Below are 16,886 nucleotides of genomic sequence, written 5' to 3'. Positions count from 1 at the left end.
CCCCCAGCCAACCCTGGCAGTTCATGCAGCGGCGGTGCGCGGTCGGCGAGATCCCTGAGCCGTAAATCGGCAGGATCGTGTCCTTCGGGTATTCCGTGCCGGGAACCCCTAGTAGGACTCCGTTAGGTCTGTCTGGATCTCGGAGGTCTGCTTGGTAGGGGCTGTTGGCAGGTGGTGCAGGTGCCGGTCCAGCACCTCAGGGTGTTCTGGAGGGTGTCGAGGACTTGGTAGAGGGTGAGGCCGGTACGGGGACTTTTGGGGCCAGGCGCTGTTCGGTGAGGAAGGCGTGGGCGGCGGTCACGAGGGTGATGTGGTGGTGCCAGCCTGGCCAGGAACGGCCTTCGAAGTGGTCAAGTCCCAGGCCGTGTTTGAGTTCGCGGTAGTCGTGCTCGATGCGCCAGCGGACCTTGGCCAGAGCGACCAGGTCGGCGATCGCCGTGTCGGGCGGCAGGTTGGACAGCCAGTACTCGGTGGGTGCCTCGGCGTCGTCGGGCCATTCGACGAGCAGCCAGCAGTCGGGCAGGATCCCGTCCCACCAGCCCTGCTCGGCCGATGCCGTGGCTTTGATCGGGCGCTCGACGGCTGTGCCGGCCGGACGGACCCGCACGGCGGCGAAGCGGGAACGTAACTCTCCTCGTGAGCCGTGGCGCCAGGCGAGGGTGGTGAAAGCCGTTCGCCCGAGCCCCGCGGCGAGGGCCGCCACTGAGGGTGCCCGGTGGCGGTAGCGGGGCTGGGGCCAGCAGCCGACCGACCCCTTGCGGGCCCGGGCCTCGGGCTCTGCGTCGAACGGATGGGCCGTCATATCGGCCCGGACGGCCAGCACGTAGGCGAGTCCACGGTCATGCAGTGCGGCCCTCAGGTGGGCGTTGGTGCCGTAGGCGGCGTCGGCCACCACCGAGGGCGGCGTCATACCCCAGTCGGCGAGGGTGTCGAGCATGTCCACGGCCAGCCGCCACTTCTCCCGGTGTGTGACCTCGGGCGGAATGAGGGTCTTGGCCCGGCGGTCGCGGTCTGAGTCCCATTCCCCGGGCAGGAACAGGCGCCACTGCAGCGGGCACGAGGCGGTGTCGCTTGCCGCGTGGACACTGACGGCGACCTGGCAGTTGGCGCGTTTGCCCAAGGCGCCGCATTACTGCGGCGCCACTGCGACCGACATCTGCCCGTCCTTGGGCACCGATACATCGTCGATCACCCAGGCCACCGGATTGACCAGCGGCAGCAGGCGTTCGTTGATCCGCCGCTGCACCGGCACCGGATCCCAGGTGGACTGGTTCACGAACTGCTGCAGGTTCTGCTCGTTGCCGTCCGGCAGCCGGGAGGCCATCGCCTGAATCGACTTACGGCGGCCGTCCAGCATCAGACCCCGCAGATAGCAGTCGCCCTTGGCTCGCTGGTCCTTGCGCGGCACCAAGGCGAACACATCCGCCACGAACAACGCCAACACCGCCCGGACACGGTTCACTTCATGTGCATCCACCCATCCAACATGCTCCTGATCAGGACCATCCGGAAGACCTAACGGAGTCCTACTAGATGCTGATGGGGCCGGGGTCCCGAGGGAGGGCGGCAGCTCGCTCTTCCTCCTCGATCCGCTGCTGGTCGCGGCGCAGGGCGCCCGTCCGTTCCTTGGGAGTGACAGCCTCGCCGAGGGTGATCGCCGCCGTGCGGGCGACCGGGGCGAGAGAGTACCGGACGGGAGAGTGGCTGGACCGGGTCGGCAGGTGTAGCCGGGTGACACCAGCTGGGAGCTCGACGCGCAGCGCTCCGTGCCAGCGGATCCACAGCGCGGGGCGTCCGCGGAGGGCTTCATCGCGGAGTTTGTCCAAGCGGTGCCGTCCTCCACGCGGTCGATCTCCACGGCGATCGGAGGGGCATCCTTGCGAACGAGGCGGAGATCCAGGTAAGCAGTCCAGGGCGGCAACCAGTAGATCATGCAGCCCGCGGTCTGCTGGCGTGGCGGGTTGATATAGCGCATCGGCGCCTCCCATCCGCTTCTCTCCAGCCTGACGCCCTCGCCCACTCCGCTACCACGCGGGTGATGCGCAGGGTTGCCTTCTTTCCGGTGAGGCCGGTGAAGGCGAAGCGGGTCTGTGCCAGGTATGCGCGTATGGCAGTAGCGAGGATTTCGGACTCGTCTGCCGCCGTCGGTTCGAGATCCATCCGCCGATTCTCTCCCCGGGCACTGACGGCGGCCGGGACACGGCTACCGAACAGCGGGAACGTGCGCGGACGTTGGTGCTCAGTTCGTCGCGGGTATGGATCCTCAGATGTGCAGTAGCTCGCGGGGGTGGTGGGCTTCGAGGTTGATTGCTGGTGTCTACTCACCACTGTCGGCCGCGGCGATACCACTGGCATCGCAGGTTGGTTGAGTTGGGCCATAGACCCTTGAAACAGGCCACTGCCGGGGACCGGGCAGCGCCCAACGGCCCGTGCTGCAGAGCATAATGCGCTGCGCCGACGACAGTCGGCCACGTCCTGACAGGCCGTTAGGGGTCGACAGGAGAACGGGCTGAGCGCCTGTTGGACCGCCGAAGCCGATCATCACATGGCGCAGCAAAGCCGTCATCGAAAGCGCCAAGGTCCCCCGGGGCAACGGGAGACCTTGAAAGCGATCGTCCTGGACCAGCAGTGGTCTTCCAGGAGTACAGACGCTGCCCTTAGCGTCCCGGCCTGTGGTCGACGTTGCCAAGAGCAGCGGACAGCGCGGTTCTTGCGGTCTCGCCGACCCGGAGACGGGCGTCTCGCTGAGCTACGTCCACCGCATGACGTGGGCACATCACCGACGCCCCCCGGAGATGGCGCTCATCGACGCCCTCTGCGCGGCACTCTGAATGCGTACGCGAATTCCGTGCATCATGAATCCAGATCTGGCGACGACATTATAAAGTAAATTCACGCACCTTCCGGTCAATTGGGGCCGCAAACGTAATGAACACCACCTCCATGTTTGCAATCCCAACGGAAATTTTTCCTTGAAACTTTAAGTATGCTGGGTATTGTCGGCCGCATGGCTCACAAGATCCAGCGGTGGAGACACCGGCTGCTCGACCTTGCCGAACTGGTGCGCGCCCCTGCGGCTCTCAGTGTCCCCGGCGACGTGCTCGTCGGGGCCGTCGCGAGCGGGCGGCCGCTCGGCCCGCGCACGCTGGGCACCATGGGTTCGTCCGTCTGTCTCTACTGGGCGGGCATGGCCCTCAACGACTACGCCGACGCCACTCTGGACGCCGTCGAACGACCGGGGCGGCCGATCCCTTCCGGCCGAATACCCCGCCGCACCGCCTTCACCACCGCATCGGCCCTGACCGCCGCGGGACTCGGACTCGCCGCGCTCTCGGGCGGACGGCGGGCCCTGCGCACAGCGGTGCCCCTCGCGGGTCTGGTGTGGGCGTACGACCTCGCCCTCAAGAACACTCCCGCCGGACCCGCCGCGATGGCCGGGACCCGCGTTCTGGACGTCCTGGCCGGTGCGCGCACTCCAGCACCCGCGCTGCCCGCGGCCCTCGTGGTCGGTCTGCACACCTACACGGTCACGACGCTGAGCCGCCACGAGACGACGGGCGCCCCCGCCGCCGTACCGGCCGCATCGCTCGCCGCCAGCACGGTGGTGAGTCTCTGCGCGGCGGTCACGGCCACTACGGCCGGGCGGACCTCACGCCTCGGTGCCGCTGCGGGAGCGGCCGGCTATCTCGTCACCTTCGGGTCCGCACAGGTCCGCGCCCTGGGCGAACCCTCCGCACCGAACATCCAACGGGCCGTCGGCGCAGGCATCCTCGGTCTGATGCCGCTGCAGGCCGCGCTGACCGCGGGCGCCGGCGCTCCTCGGGCCGCCGCCCTGCTGGCGGCCGCCCACCCGATCGCGCGCCAGCTGGTGCGGAAGGTGTCGCCGACATGAGCACCCCCGGCGGAGACGGGGCACCGCGCCCGGACGTCACGGACCTGCGGTTCGGCTACGGCACGAACGGCTTCACCAACCACCGTCTGGACGATGTGCTCCGGGTGCTGGCAGACCTCGGCTATGACGGTGTCGCGCTCACGCTCGACCACGGCCATCTCGACCCGTACGCCGACGATCTGCCGCGGCGAGTGGACCGGCTGGCACATTCCCTGGACGACCTCGGGCTGTCCGTGACCGTCGAGACAGGCGCGCCCTATCTCCTCGATCCCTGGCACAAGCACATCCCCACCCTCATGTCGGAGTCCGGCACCGAGCGCCGGGTGGATCTGCTGCGGCGCGCCATCCGGATCGCCGCCGACCTCGGGTCGCCCACGGTCCAGGTGTGCAGCGGTCCGCCTCCGGCCGGTCTCCCGGAGGAACTCGCCTGGAAGCGTCTGGCGACGGGCTGCGAGGCGGTGCTGGCGACCGCGACGGAGTTCGGGGTCACGGTGGGCTTCGAGCCGGAGCCGTACATGTTCGTCGACACCGTCGAGCGGTGCCTGAAGCTGAGGGAACTCCTCGGCGGGCACGAGCGGTTCGGCATCACCTTCGACGTCGGCCACGCCCACTGCGTGGAGGACGCACGGGTGCTCGACTGTCTGCGACGCGCCGCGCCGCACTGTGTGAACGTGCAGGTCGAGGACATGCGGCGCGGTGTCCACGAACACCTCGAATTCGGCCGGGGCGAGATCGATTTCCCGCCTCTGCTCGCCGAACTCGCCGCGCATGGACACCGCGGACTCGTCTCGGTCGAGATCCAGGGCGGCTCGCTCGACGCGCCCGAAGTGGCCCGCCGCTCCCTGGACTTCCTGCGCACCGCTCTGGCTGCCGGTACCGGTGCCGGCAGCGCGCGTTCCTGATCCGCGCTCCCTGCCGCGGAGTTCGGCTACACCCAGTCACCCCACCCCCCAACTCCTCGGCCCGGTGCACAGATGCACACCGTCCACCGGTCGGGAGACGCACCAGGAGGTGCACCTTGCCCGACTCGCCGACTCCACCATCCCTCCCTGATCTCACCCCCGATGCGCGGGCCTGGCTCGACACCGCCACCGTGCGCATCGCCTCCGACCCGCACGCCGTCCGAGCGGCCTTCCCGGCCGCCGCCCGGCGCTGCGGCAAGGCGGCGGCCGACCAGGTGCGGGCCGCGCTCCTGCTCGCCCTTCCCCTGCGGGGCTCCGCCCTCGCGGCCGAGGTCACGGGCCTCTACCGGCACGGAGACGCCGCCGAGCAGCGGGCCGTGCTGTACGCCCTGCCTCTGCTCGACGCCGCCGACCCCGACCTCGGCGACCGGGCCCTGCCCGTCACCCGCGAGGCCCTGCGCAGCAACGACACCACCCTCGTCGAAGCTGCCCTGGGCCCCTACGCGGCCCGGCACCTGGATCCCGACGCCTTCCGCCAGGCCGTACTGAAGTGCGTGTTCTGCGAGATCCCGCTCGACCGGATCAGCGGACTCGCCGAACGCACGGATGCCGAACTCACCCGCATGCTCACCGACTTCGCCCGGGAGCGGATCGCCGCGGGCCGCCCCGTCCCGGCCGACATCACCTCCCTGAACGGCCCGACACCCCAAGCGCCCCCGAGAGACGAGCGCATATCCAAAGGAGCCGCGTGATGCGCATCTTCGACCCGCACATCCACATGACGTCCCGCACCACCGACGACTACGAGGCCATGTACGCGGCCGGGGTCCGCGCCCTGGTGGAGCCGGCGTTCTGGCTCGGCCAGCCGCGCACGACCGTCGGCGCGTTCACCGACTACTTCGACGCGCTGCTGGGCTGGGAGCCGTTCCGCGCGGCCCAGTTCGGCATCCAGCACTTCTGCACGATCGCCCTCAACCCCAAAGAGGCCAACGACCCGCGCTGTCTGCCCGTCCTCGACGAGCTGCCGCGCTATCTCGCCAAGGACCGGGTCGTCGCGGTCGGCGAGATCGGCTACGACTCGATGACCAAGGAGGAGGACGAGGCACTGGCACGCCAGCTGGAGCTGGCGATCGAGCACGAACTGCCGGTCCTCGTACACACCCCGCACCGCGACAAGGCGGCCGGCACCCGCCGCACGCTCGACGTCGTCCGCGAGTCCGGCATCGCGCCCGAGCACGTCCTCGTCGACCACCTCAACGAGCTGACGGTCGCCATGGTCAAGGAGAGCGGCAGCTGGATGGGCTTCTCGATCTACCCGAAGACCAAGATGAGCGAGGACCGGATGGTCCGGATCCTGCGGGAATACGGAACCGAACGCGTCCTCGTCAACTCGGCGGCCGACTGGGGCCGCAGCGACCCCCTCAAGACCCGCAAGACCGCCGACGCGATGCTCGCCGACGGCTCCTTCGACCAGGACGCCGTCGACGAGGTGATGTGGCGCAACCCGGTCGCCTTCTACGGGCAGAGCGGCCGTCTCGACCTGGACGACGTACCGAAACCCGACGACTCGGGACTCTTCGAGGGCAACTCCGTGCGACGCGGCGGGGAGTGACGGCCCGTCATGCGATTGCACCACCGGGACGGCACAACCGTCCACCTCGCGTACTGCAGCAACGTGCACACCGCCGAGACCCTCGACGGCGTGGTCACCCAACTCACCGAGTACGCCGAACCGGTGCGCAAGGAACTCGGCACCGACCTCCTCGGCATCGGCCTGTGGCTCGCCCACGACGTCGTCACCGAACTCGCCGACAGCCCTTCAGCTCTCACCCGCCTCCGCGACGAACTGGCCCTGCGCGGCCTGGAGACCGTCACCCTCAACGCCTTCCCCTACGAGGGCTTCCACCGCGAGGTCGTCAAGAAGGACGTCTACCTGCCGGACTGGGCGGACGACCGGCGTCTGGACTACACCCTCGCCTGCGCACGCGTGCTCGCCGGTCTCCTGCCGGACGACGCGGTACGCGGGTCCGTGTCGACCCTGCCGCTCGCCTGGCGTGCGCCCTGGCCGCGCGCACGGTGGGAGCGGGCCCACCGGTCTCTGGACCGGCTCACGACAGGCCTCGCCGCCCTGCACCGGGAGACCGGGCGCCGTATCCGGGTGGCCTTCGAGCCGGAGCCGGGGTGTGTGGTGGAGAACACCACTCAGGCCGTACGGGAGTTGGGCGGACTCGATCCCGACTGGCTCGGTGTCTGCCTGGACACCTGCCACCTCGCCGTCCAGTTCGAGGAACCGGCGGCGGCTCTCGCCCGGTTGGCGGACGCCGGGCTGCCGGTGGTCAAGGTGCAGGCCTCGGCCGCTCTCCAGGCCGACGTCCCGGCAGACCTCGCGGCCCGGGCTGCGCTCGCGGGCTTCGCCGAGCAACGCTTCCTGCACCAGACCCGTGCACGCACGGCCAAAGGCGTACGAGGTGTCGACGACCTCCCCCAGGCACTGGCGGGCGAACTGCCCGACGACGCGCCCTGGCGGGTCCACTTCCACGCCCCCCTGCACGCCGCCGCCGAGCCCCCGCTGCATACGACCGTGCCCGTGCTCTCGGACGTCCTGCGAAGGCTGCTCGGCGGGGCCGAGGCACTGTGCGACCACATCGAGGTCGAGACGTACACCTGGAACGTGCTGCCGCCCGGACTGCGGCCAACGGATCCGGCCGGGCTCGCCACCGGCCTTGCCGCCGAACTGGCCTGGACCCACCAGGAGTTGACAGCACTCGGTCTGACGCCCGGCTCTCTGAGCAAGGAGACCTCCACATGACTGCCCCCGCCAAGCCTCTCGTCGTCCTGGACATCGTGGGCCTCACGCCCCGGCTGCTCAAGCACATGCCCGCGGTTGCCGCGCTCGCCGACCGCGGTTTCCAAGCCCGCCTGGGCACCGTCCTGCCCGCAGTGACCTGCTCGGTCCAGTCGACCTTCCTCACCGGCGTCCTCCCCCGAGAGCACGGAATCGTCGGCAACGGCTGGTACTTCCGCGACGTCGGCGACGTACTCCTGTGGCGGCAGCACAACCACCTCGTCGGCGGGGAGAAGCTGTGGCACACCGCCCGGCGCTCACGCCCCGACTTCAAGGTCGCCAACATCTGCTGGTGGTACGCCATGGGCGCGGACGTCGACTTCACCGTCACCCCACGGCCGATCTACTACTCGGACGGCCGCAAGGAGCCGGACTGCTACACATATCCGCCCTCCCTGCACGACGAACTCACCGACCGTCTGGGCCCGTTCCCCCTGTTCACCTACTGGGGTCCGAACGCCGGTCTCCCCTCCAGCCAGTGGATCCTGGGCGCCGCCCGCCAGCTCTTCGACGAGCACCGGCCCGACCTCAGCCTCGTCTACCTCCCGCACCTCGACTACGAGCCGCAGCGCACCGGTCCCGACTCCCCAGAGACCGCCCGCGCGGCACGCCAACTCGACGATGCCATACGTCCGTTGATCGACCACCTCCTCGCCGCGGGCGCGACCGTCGTGGCCTTGAGCGAGTACGGCATCGCGCCCGCCGACCGCCCAGTGGACATCAACCGCGCGCTGCGCGAGGCGGGTCTGCTGGAGGTGTACACGCAGGACAGCATGGAGTACCTGGATCCGTGGACCTCGCGCGCCTTCGCCGTCGCCGACCACCAGATCGCTCATGTCTACGTCCGGGACCCGGCCGACCTCGCGAAGACCACCGAGATCGTCGCGGGCCTCGACGGCGTCGCCGAACTCCTCGACAAGGACAGCAAATCGGCCCACGGCCTGGACCACGAGCGCTCCGGCGAACTCGTCGCGGTCGCCGAGCCCGGCGCCTGGTTCACCTACTACTACTGGCTGGACAACGCCCGCGCACCCGACTTCGCCCGGCAGGTCGAGATCCACCGCAAACCCGGCTACGACCCGGCAGAGCTGCTCTACGACCCTGACGTCCCGGCCCTGAAACTGCGCGCCGCTGCCCAGATCGCCCGCAAGAAACTCGGGTTCCGCTACCGCATCCGCACCGTCCCGCTGAACCCGTCGGGGGTGCGCGGCACCCACGGCAGGCTGCCCGACAACCCCGAGTACGGTCCGGTCCTCCTGTGCTCCGAACCCGCCCTGCGCCAGGAAGAGTACGCGGCCACCGAGGTCAAGGACCTGCTGCTGCGCCTCGCCGGCCTTCCCGCCCCCACCGGCGCCACCGCCGAGGACACCGCCGACAAGGGAGACGTTGATCGTGTCTGAGACCACCCTTCCCGCACTCCCCATGGACCGCACCACCCTGCTCGACCCGCCCGCCGCATACGCCCGGCTGCGGGAGGAGAGCCCCGTGAGCCGCATCGCGCTGTGGGGCGGCAACACACCCTGGCTGGTCACCCGGCACGAGGACGCCCGCGCCGTCCTCGCCGACCCGCGCTTCAGCTCCGAGAACATCCGCGAAGGCTTTCCCGGCCTCCAGCCGACCCCGCCGCCGCGCACCCCCGGCCAGCTCTTCGCCATGGATCCGCCCGACCACACACGGCTGCGCCGGATGCTCATCCCCGACTTCACCTTCCGCCGCGTCGAGGAACTGCGTCCGGTGATCCGGACGCTGACCGACTCACTGATCGACGACCTGATGGCGAAGGAGCCGTCCGGCGCCGATCTGGTGAAGCACTTCACGCTGCCGCTGCCCCTGCAGGTCATCTGCGAGCTGCTCGGAGTGCCCTACGCCGACCGGGAGTTCATCCACCGGCAGGCGGCCGCGTTCGCCACCGTAACGGCCGGACCCGAGGCGATGCGCGCGGGCTGGGCCGCGCTGTTCGGCTACCTCTCCGAGCTGCTGGCCGCCAAGACCGCCGCCCCCGGCGACGATCTGATGAGCCGGCTCGCGACGGACCGCGTGGCCACCGACGAGGCCACCGCGGCCGAGGCGGCGGGCATGCTGGTGCAACTCCTCATCGCGGGCCACGAGACGACCGCGAGCATGCTGTCGCTCGGAGCGGTGACACTCCTGACCCACCCCGGCCAACTGGCCGCGCTGCGCGCCGACCCGGCGCTGGTGCCGGGAGCGGTGGAGGAACTGCTGCGCTACCTGACCGTGGTCCACATCGGCATGCGCCGGATTGCCCTGGAGGACGTCGAAGTGGGCGGCGTCACGGTGCGGGCCGGTGAAGGGGTGGTCGTCTCGCTCCAGGCCGCCAACCGCGACCCGCGGGCCTTCCCGGAGCCCGACACCTTCGATATCACCCGCGATGCCCAGCACCATCTGTCCTTCGGCCACGGCCCGCACCACTGCCTGGGCCAGTCGCTGGCCCGCGCCGAATTGCAGACCGCCCTGCCCGCGCTGTTCCAGCGGCTGCCGGAACTGCGTCTGGCCGTGCCCGCGGGGGAGTTCGCCCTGCACGGCCGGGCCATCCACGGCGTAAGTGAACTGCCCGTCACCTGGTGAAAGCGGCGGAGTGGCGGGCCAGCCCTGTCAAGCCGCACGCCGGCGCCGCGGCTCGAGGCCCAGCTTCCCGAAAGCAGCAGCGTCCGTCGACGTCGAGTCATCTGCTCCTCCAACTCCCGCATAATTCCTGCCGTCTCCTTCAATGACGCTGTGCCTGCGGAGGTACTGAGAGTGCACATGAGTCTCGGGCCGATATCGAATCCCGAGGCTGTGACGCCCCGCTGCGGCGGGACTGGGAGTTCTTGTTCGACCCAGCTGCGCTCCACGCACGCCGTAGTCGGCTATCTGCACCGGGTCGGCACCTCGGCACCCGTTCTGGGCGGCGAGCCGGAGCGCTACTACGAACTGGCCGCCGCGGCCCACCAGCACGCCAGCAGAGCCTTGCGCACCGTGAACGAGATCATCCACAGCACCAACTGGATGGCCACGGGTGGCTTCCCGAGTCTTTGAACGCTGCGGGTATTCCTGCACACGCTGTTGATTCGGACCACCGAAGCACTTCTCTGCGTCATACTGACGCGATGGGGGCACTTCCGGAGCCGCAGGGGCAGCAGCGCGAAGTGGTGTATCTGACGGCTCAAGGCCATCTGGTGGTCCTGGGCACCGCAGGCAGCGGCAAGACAACGATGGCAGTACACCGTGCCCGTTATCTGTCCGAGGCGCCGGGGATCGCCGGCCGAACGCTGCTGGTCACGTTCAACCGGGCGCTGGTCACCTACCTGAAGGCCATCGGCGCCCACAGCACGCGTCTGACCGTAGAGAACTATCACCTGTTCGCCCGGGGCTACCTCAGGTATGCGACCGGGCAGCCCGTCTCCATCTGCCCCAGCAAGCAGGCTCTAGTTGACAAGGCGCTGTCCGAGGTCCGCAACACAACTCATCGAGCGGTGGCCAGCCAGCCGCCGGGATTCTTCATGGACGAGCTGCACTGGATGGCCGGTCATGGCGTCACCGACGAAGACGCCTACCTCAACGGTGCGCCCCGTATCGGCAGGGGTTCGGCCCTGGCCCCCGCAGACAGGGCGGTGGTCTACGAGGTCTACCGCCGGTACATCGAGCTGCGCACCCAGGCCGGGTATGGCCAAGACTGGGATGATCTGCCCTCCGTCGTTCTCGCGGCACTGGCGAGGGACGCTTCGGCTCGGCGCTACAAGCATGTCGTGGTCGACGAGGGGCAGGACTTCACCCCCGAGATGATCCGCTCCCTGGCCGCAGCGATTCCCGCCGACGGGTCGCTGTCCTTCTTCGGGGACTACGCCCAGCAGATCTACGGCAGCCGGATGTCGTGGCGCTCCCTGGGCCTGACGGTGGCCCGGCAGGTCGAGTTCGAGCAGAACTACCGCAACAGTCGCCAGATCGCTCAGCTCGCCCAGGCGATCTCCGACATGCCGCACTTCCGTGACGAGGTCGACCTGGTCCAGCCCAAGGCGCCCACCGCCGACGGTCCTCAGCCCACGATCGTCACGGCCGCTACCAAGGCGGAACAGATGCGCCGCGCAGCGGAGTTCGCGAATGGACTGGCAGCAGACCAGCAGGTCGCTGTCCTCATGCGCACCCGGGAGCATGAGGCCGAGCTCCTGCGTCACCTGGGCCAGCGCCACCGCGTCAGCAGGCTGCACAGGGACCTGACGGTGTGGCCGCACGGGCCCGGTGTGTACTACGGCACCTACTCGGCCGCCAAGGGCCTGGAGTTCGACTCGGTGATCCTGCCACTGTGTGACGCGGACGAAATACCCAAGGCCTCCGAGGTCGAGTCACACGGGCTGGAGGAGGCTAAAGCCCGTGAGGCGCGCCAGTTATACGTGGCGGTGACCCGCGCGCGCACGGGTTTGATCCTCCTGCGGTCAGGCACGTTGACGCCGCTGCTGCCCGACGAGATGTCAGACCTGTTTCTTAGGCTCGAGTCGTGAACGAGATTTGGGCCGAGGCACAGCGTCGCGGCATCACTCGGCTGTGCCACTTCACCAAGTCCGCGAATCTGGCCCATATCCTGGCCACCGGCGAGATACGCGATGCGGTGACTCTGCGGGCAAGCACCGAGGGGTTCAGGCCCACGGACTTGGCCCGTTTGGACGGCTACCCGAACCACATCAACTGCAGCGTCGAGTATCCCAATACGTGGTACCTGGACCGGGCAAGGACCGAAGACCCGCACTTCAGGGAATGGGCCATTCTGACCTTGGACCCTGTTCTGCTCACCCTGCCTGGGGCGAAGTTCTGCCCGTACAACGCCGCACGGGGTCTGGGGGGAGGCATCCGTAGCGGTTTTGCCGCTTTCACTTCCTTGTTCGAGGCGAGCGTGTCCGGAAATGCCACGCGGACTCGCACCGCTCGGCACCCCGGCTGGTGGCCCACCGACGACCAGGCCGAGGTTCTGCTCCCCGGCCCGATTCCTCTCAGCCACGTGCACAGCGTCATCGTGAAGGACGCTGAGCAGGCCAAGCTTGAGCATTACCGGCTTACCCAGCACCTCGACATGGGCGCGGTGCTGCCGCCCCTGATCATCGCTCCCGCCTTGTTCGACAAGTATCTTCTGAGCCAGACCGTACGGGCCGGACGCCGCCCTGCGGAGCTCGCCTTCGTCCCCTGAACAACTCTGGCAGAGTGGCCCCGTGAACCGTGAACCGCAGCCGCATCCCCGGCTTGATCGTGCCGTCGGCATGGTGCTGGCTGCCGCTGTCGGCGATGCGCTGGGCTGGCCGTACGAGCGCCGGGACCGCACCCGCCGTCTGCCGGCGGACAGCGGCACGAACCAGTTCGTCGCCTGGGAACGTACAGCGGGAAGTCGGTTTCGGCCCTTCACCGAGGTGATCGGGGCCGGTGACTACAGCGACGACACCCAGATGATCATCGCGGTCGGACGTGCCCTGCTCACCGCAGGCGACGAGTGGCTCACCTGGCTGCAGCGGGTCGAGTGGCCCCTTCTGCCCTTCTACGAGCGGGGTGCGGGTGCCAGCGTCAAACGTGCCTGCAAGGCCTGGACCCAGGAGCGTCCTCCGTGGACCGTCGGCGCCAGCGACGTCCGCAAGTACTTCGACACCGGCGCCAACGGCGCCGCGATGCGGATCGCACCGCACGTCATCCACCATCATGCGGACAGCCGGTTCGATGACTTGGCCGTCGACGTCGTCCGCAATGCCGCCACCACGCATGGCCATCCCCGAGCACTCCTCGGTGCCCTCGTCCACGCCCAAGCACTGTGGCTGAGCATGCGCCAGCCCACCCCTTTGTCCTACGGCTGGCTGATCGAAGCGCTCCTGGACAGCACGGCACAATGGCAAAAGCCGATCTTCCAGGCCTTGGGCGAGGAGTGGCAGAACCGGGCCTCGCACGCGCTTGAGCAGCCCCTCGACAGGCTGTGGCTGGCCACCAGCCGCGAGGTCGAAGACCTCCTCACACTTGCACACAAAGAGCTCAAAAGCGGCGCCGTCAGCGCACCGACCGTCTTCTTGAAGTCGCAGGGACTCACTGGCAAGGCCCGTGGATCCGGCACCCTGTGCGCGGTCGCGGCCGCCTACCTCGCCGCCCGCTCGGCCGCCAGCCCGGACCACGCACTCACCGCCGCCGCCCGGCTGGAGGGCGCGGACACCGACACGCTTGCCTCTATGACGGCGAGCCTGCTGGGAGCAGCCCTGGGACAAGAATGGCTGGGCGCCAACGGACGCAACGTTCAAGACCGGCCTCTGCTGGTCGCCCTCGCACAGGACCTCCTGGCACCAGCCATCCCACCACGCCTACAGCCTCCCTCGCCGGAGCAGGCCCGTACGGCGCTGGCCGAGTTCACCGACCAACTGGCCCACGCCGTACCAGGAAGCATCCTCCCCGTCCCCTACCAGCGCACCGCGCACGTCGAAGCCCGCCAAGATACCCGCGCTGGCCAATGGGCAGCACGCCAGGTCCAGTTGCTCACCGACGACGGGCAGCGGCTGCACCTCCTGCACTCCGTGCACCGCGCCACTCCCCCACAGACCAAGCAGCCGGACCCGCCGGGGACACAACTCCAGGGTGCCTACCTCGCTGTGACCGACATACAGCGCGTACGTCAGGTCCTGGACGAGATCTTCGGCCTGCGCCCTGACCGCTACGGGCAGACCTGGGTCGCCTACGGCAACCTCGTCATCGCCGAGGACACCTCCTCCTCCCATGCCTTGGCGTCACCGCCACGCGCGCAGCTACGCCTGACGTCCGAGCATCCGCAGCAGATCTGGCAGCTCGTCCAGGAATACGATCTACCAGGCTCAGCGGACGACGCCCACACACACTTTCTTGTCCACGTCGACCCCTGGCTCACCATCACCCTCAACCGGCCGGGCAATCGCCCTGCCGGGCGTCCCTGACTTCCGGAAATCCCCCACAGGCACAACGGACGGGGCCGTGTCATGTCTGGCGGGCCGATTGCACAGCTCGCGTCCGTGCTGAGCATCCGCGTCACCAAGGACAAACTCCTTAAACACCTCCCCGAGTTGCCGCAGGCCAGCGTGCGCATACTCGGGATCGACGACTTCTCGCTACGCAAGGGCGACTCCTACGCCACGATCCTGGTGGACCTGGAAGAGCGGCGCCCGGTCGACATGCTGCCGGGACGGAACGCCGAGCCACTGGCAACCCAGCTGCACGATCACCCCAAGATCGAAGTGATCTGCCGCGACCGGGCCGGGGCCTGCCCGCCGTGAGGCTTCGCAAGCCTGGCAAGCAGCGGACGCCTGGCACCACTTGCGCAACCTGGCCGGGCGGTGGAGAAGACTGTCGGCGCCCATCACCCGTGCATCCCGGTGATGCTCACCACGGCCCCAGCCGTCACGGAGCCCGCTGCCGCGTCCAGGCGACGACGGAGCCCCGCGGAGGAGATGCCGTTCGCCCCCTGCGTCCGTCCGAAGCACCCGTGACACAAGGCGCCCCGCGGGCTCTGTTCTGGCCTGTCGGGGGCAATGATGCCGAAACGCCTTACGCAGACGTGCCGACCGGCTATGGTCTTGTGCGGACCCGGGTTGCCGATCGCATCGACAACACCAGTCACTTTTCGATTCTTGCGCTGTCCGGAGATGCGGCTGTACCGCGCCTACCAGCAGCTTCCCCTGTCGTATGCGGTCGGCCCGTGACCGGCCGCGGTCGTTGGAGTGCTCCTGTGACAGCCCCACCGGTTTCGGCCGTGCCCCGCAGTTTTCTGTGCGAGCACGCGAGCAGCAAAAGCCGTGTCCTTGTCCTACTGGCCCATGCGAGCGGACCCGTCTGCGTGCAGGCCGTTTTCACCTGCCGGGACGCCCACGTGGCCCAGCACGCGGCCCGGCTGCTGTCGTCCGCCGCCCTCGACGGGGCCCTCACCGAGCAACAGGAGATCACGGCGCGAAAGATCGCCACGACGCTGCCGGACGCCCCGGCGGCGTCCTTCCGTCAGGCCCTGGAGCGCGCCCGTGCCGGTGTGTGGCCCAGCGCTGCTCCGGCGTTGTTCTCATGGCCTGCCGACGACCCGCTCAAGGGGCCGGTTGAGGACGAGCGCGAGCTTCCCGTCTCGGCCAACCGGTCGCCGAAGGATGCCCGGCTGGCCGACCTGCCGGGCCCGGTGGTCCGGGTGGTGCAGCTGCGTGAGTTCCACGTGTACGACCAGGCCAAGGTGCTCGCTGCCGCGGCGGCCGGCGGCTGGGAGCCGATGCCGGATGAGGAGTTGGGCGATGCCGATCCGCACGACCTCGTGGGGGCGGTCATGTTCGCTGCGGAGAGCACGGGAGAGCTGCCCGGCATGGATTGGCTGACCGATGCCCAGGAAGGCCAACTCCTGCTGTCCGCACGGGGGGACGAGGTCGCCGACTGGTCGACCGAACCCGTCCGCATCAACTTCGGTACCGGCTGGCGGCTCCAGGAAGCCGCCAACCCCTATGCCGCTGCCCCGCGGCACACCGGTGCCACTGCGGCTGTGCCTGAAGGGCCGCAGCCGGACTTCGCCTCGCTCTTCGCCTTGCCCGAGGTGTGCGGCTGCGAGGAGGAAGACTGCCAGAAGTGCCACTGGACGTTCACGCCGCGCACGGCCGATCTGCTGTTCAGCGCGCTGGAAGAGCTTGCCGAGGCGGCCTACGACGACGCCGCCGAGTTGGGTGAGCGTCCCGTCACCAAGGACGACGACGGCGCGTGGGGCTTCTTCTCCCGTCTGCCGCAAGTGACATGGCGCCAGAACATGCAGTGGCGCCGCAACCTCGCCCGGGCCTGCGACGATCTGACAGGCGATCTCCAGCACGGCGCCTGGCCCCGGCCCACCTGTGCCGCCGAGGAGATGGTCCTGCACCTCGCCCTCGGCGATGCCCCCGCTCATCTGGAAGCCGGTGCCGACAGCGCGCATGCGGCGCTGCCCACACACCGTGACGACTACGACTTCGACGCCTGCTCGGATTTCTTCTTCCAGGATGACGACGTGCTGTGGCTGTACGACAGCAAGTACAACTCCCCTGAAGCAGACGGCGCCGGGTCCTCCTCCGTCCCGCCCGCCCTGCATCCGGACAACTGGTTCAAGGACTTCCTCAACGTCCCTGCGCGCTCTGCCGAGCGCGGGCACCGCCGCTGAACCGCGGGCATCGCCGCGGCTCCGTGAGTCGATCCCACCCTCCCTGCATGCGCCTCGCGCATCTGCCCAACCACCGCGGGCCGTCACCCAGATCTGCAACAGAGAGCA

The 16,886-nt window shown here is 69.0% G+C and carries 15 protein-coding genes and 1 pseudogene; 14 read left to right on the top strand and 2 right to left on the bottom strand.

Translation table 11 applies throughout. From position 1 onward, the window contains the following. Nucleotides 1–196: 196 nt before the first annotated feature. Both OG718_RS52485 and OG718_RS52480 read right to left on the bottom strand, forming a co-directional pair. Nucleotides 197–1,477, bottom strand: a pseudogene (locus OG718_RS52485) (IS701 family transposase). Nucleotides 1,478–1,529: 52 nt separating this feature from the next. Then, nucleotides 1,530–1,826 carry a hypothetical protein gene (locus tag OG718_RS52480; protein WP_328842920.1) on the bottom strand — a complete coding sequence of 99 codons (297 nt, stop codon included), beginning with the start codon at nucleotides 1,824–1,826 and terminating at the stop codon, nucleotides 1,530–1,532. 846 nt (nucleotides 1,827–2,672) lie between these two features. On the opposite strand from OG718_RS52480, the gene OG718_RS52475 reads away from it, so the two are divergent. The 14 genes from OG718_RS52475 to OG718_RS52410 all read left to right on the top strand — a co-directional run bounded on the left by OG718_RS52475 (nucleotide 2,673) and on the right by OG718_RS52410 (nucleotide 16,778). Continuing rightward, the gene (locus OG718_RS52475) at nucleotides 2,673–2,831 is read left to right on the top strand and encodes a hypothetical protein (protein ID WP_328842921.1); all 159 of its coding nucleotides are present in this window, start codon (nucleotides 2,673–2,675) and stop codon (nucleotides 2,829–2,831) included. Nucleotides 2,832–3,007: 176 nt separating this feature from the next. After that, nucleotides 3,008–3,892: an SCO3242 family prenyltransferase gene (locus OG718_RS52470; RefSeq protein WP_328842922.1), complete on the top strand. Its 885-nt coding sequence runs from the start codon at nucleotides 3,008–3,010 to the stop codon at nucleotides 3,890–3,892. Further along, on the top strand, nucleotides 3,889–4,794 hold the full coding sequence (locus OG718_RS52465) for a sugar phosphate isomerase/epimerase family protein (RefSeq protein WP_328842923.1): 906 nt from the start codon (nucleotides 3,889–3,891) through the stop codon (nucleotides 4,792–4,794). The genes OG718_RS52470 and OG718_RS52465 overlap by 4 nt, the downstream gene beginning before the upstream one ends. A 116-nt stretch (nucleotides 4,795–4,910) precedes the next feature. After that, nucleotides 4,911–5,546 carry an EboA domain-containing protein gene (locus OG718_RS52460; protein WP_328842924.1) on the top strand — a complete coding sequence of 212 codons (636 nt, stop codon included), beginning with the start codon at nucleotides 4,911–4,913 and terminating at the stop codon, nucleotides 5,544–5,546. Next, nucleotides 5,546–6,406 (top strand): TatD family hydrolase, encoded by an 861-nt coding sequence (locus OG718_RS52455; RefSeq protein ID WP_328842925.1) that lies wholly within the window; start codon nucleotides 5,546–5,548, stop codon nucleotides 6,404–6,406. Before OG718_RS52460 ends, OG718_RS52455 begins: the two co-directional genes overlap by 1 nt. A 9-nt stretch (nucleotides 6,407–6,415) precedes the next feature. After that, nucleotides 6,416–7,603, top strand: coding sequence for a metabolite traffic protein EboE (gene eboE / locus OG718_RS52450; protein ID WP_328842926.1), 1,188 nt, complete (start codon nucleotides 6,416–6,418; stop codon nucleotides 7,601–7,603). Beyond that, nucleotides 7,600–9,039, top strand: coding sequence for an alkaline phosphatase family protein (locus OG718_RS52445; RefSeq protein ID WP_328842927.1), 1,440 nt, complete (start codon nucleotides 7,600–7,602; stop codon nucleotides 9,037–9,039). The genes eboE and OG718_RS52445 overlap by 4 nt, the downstream gene beginning before the upstream one ends. Further along, nucleotides 9,032–10,225, top strand: a complete 1,194-nt coding sequence (locus tag OG718_RS52440) for a cytochrome P450 (protein WP_328842928.1) — start codon at nucleotides 9,032–9,034, stop codon at nucleotides 10,223–10,225. The genes OG718_RS52445 and OG718_RS52440 overlap by 8 nt, the downstream gene beginning before the upstream one ends. 177 nt (nucleotides 10,226–10,402) lie before the next feature. After that, nucleotides 10,403–10,675, top strand: coding sequence for a hypothetical protein (locus OG718_RS52435; protein WP_328842929.1), 273 nt, complete (start codon nucleotides 10,403–10,405; stop codon nucleotides 10,673–10,675). Nucleotides 10,676–10,746: 71 nt separating this feature from the next. After that, nucleotides 10,747–12,135 carry a 3'-5' exonuclease gene (locus OG718_RS52430; protein WP_328842930.1) on the top strand — a complete coding sequence of 463 codons (1,389 nt, stop codon included), beginning with the start codon at nucleotides 10,747–10,749 and terminating at the stop codon, nucleotides 12,133–12,135. Continuing rightward, nucleotides 12,132–12,815: a DarT ssDNA thymidine ADP-ribosyltransferase family protein gene (locus tag OG718_RS52425; protein WP_328842931.1), complete on the top strand. Its 684-nt coding sequence runs from the start codon at nucleotides 12,132–12,134 to the stop codon at nucleotides 12,813–12,815. The genes OG718_RS52430 and OG718_RS52425 overlap by 4 nt, the downstream gene beginning before the upstream one ends. 22 nt (nucleotides 12,816–12,837) lie before the next feature. Beyond that, complete coding sequence (locus tag OG718_RS52420) at nucleotides 12,838–14,562, top strand: ADP-ribosylglycohydrolase family protein (protein WP_328842932.1); 1,725 nt, start codon at nucleotides 12,838–12,840, stop codon at nucleotides 14,560–14,562. A gap of 42 nt (nucleotides 14,563–14,604) precedes the next feature. Beyond that, a complete protein-coding gene (locus tag OG718_RS52415; protein ID WP_328842933.1) occupies nucleotides 14,605–14,898 on the top strand; it encodes a transposase in 294 nt (97 codons plus the stop codon). Between the two features lie 560 nt (nucleotides 14,899–15,458). Next, nucleotides 15,459–16,778, top strand: a complete 1,320-nt coding sequence (locus OG718_RS52410) for a hypothetical protein (RefSeq protein WP_328842934.1) — start codon at nucleotides 15,459–15,461, stop codon at nucleotides 16,776–16,778. Nucleotides 16,779–16,886: the final 108 nt, after the last annotated feature.

It is taken from the genome of Streptomyces sp. NBC_00258 (genome assembly GCF_036182465.1).
Lineage (GTDB): Bacteria > Actinomycetota > Actinomycetes > Streptomycetales > Streptomycetaceae > Streptomyces.
The sequence above is the reverse complement of the archived record's forward strand: the minus strand, read 5'-3'. Positions and strand labels throughout refer to the sequence as shown.

Excerpts from the sequence above, each read along its gene's own strand:
- OG718_RS52435 (WP_328842929.1), top strand. The coding sequence starts at position 10,403 with ATGAGTCTCGGGCCGATATCGAATCCCGAGGCTGTGACGCCCCGCTGC.
- OG718_RS52430 (WP_328842930.1), top strand. The coding sequence starts at position 10,747 with ATGGGGGCACTTCCGGAGCCGCAGGGGCAGCAGCGCGAAGTGGTGTAT.
- OG718_RS52445 (WP_328842927.1), top strand. The coding sequence starts at position 7,600 with ATGACTGCCCCCGCCAAGCCTCTCGTCGTCCTGGACATCGTGGGCCTC.
- OG718_RS52455 (WP_328842925.1), top strand. The coding sequence starts at position 5,546 with ATGCGCATCTTCGACCCGCACATCCACATGACGTCCCGCACCACCGAC.
- OG718_RS52415 (WP_328842933.1), top strand. The coding sequence starts at position 14,605 with ATGTCTGGCGGGCCGATTGCACAGCTCGCGTCCGTGCTGAGCATCCGC.
- eboE (WP_328842926.1), top strand. The coding sequence starts at position 6,416 with ATGCGATTGCACCACCGGGACGGCACAACCGTCCACCTCGCGTACTGC.
- OG718_RS52470 (WP_328842922.1), top strand. The coding sequence starts at position 3,008 with ATGGCTCACAAGATCCAGCGGTGGAGACACCGGCTGCTCGACCTTGCC.
- OG718_RS52465 (WP_328842923.1), top strand. The coding sequence starts at position 3,889 with ATGAGCACCCCCGGCGGAGACGGGGCACCGCGCCCGGACGTCACGGAC.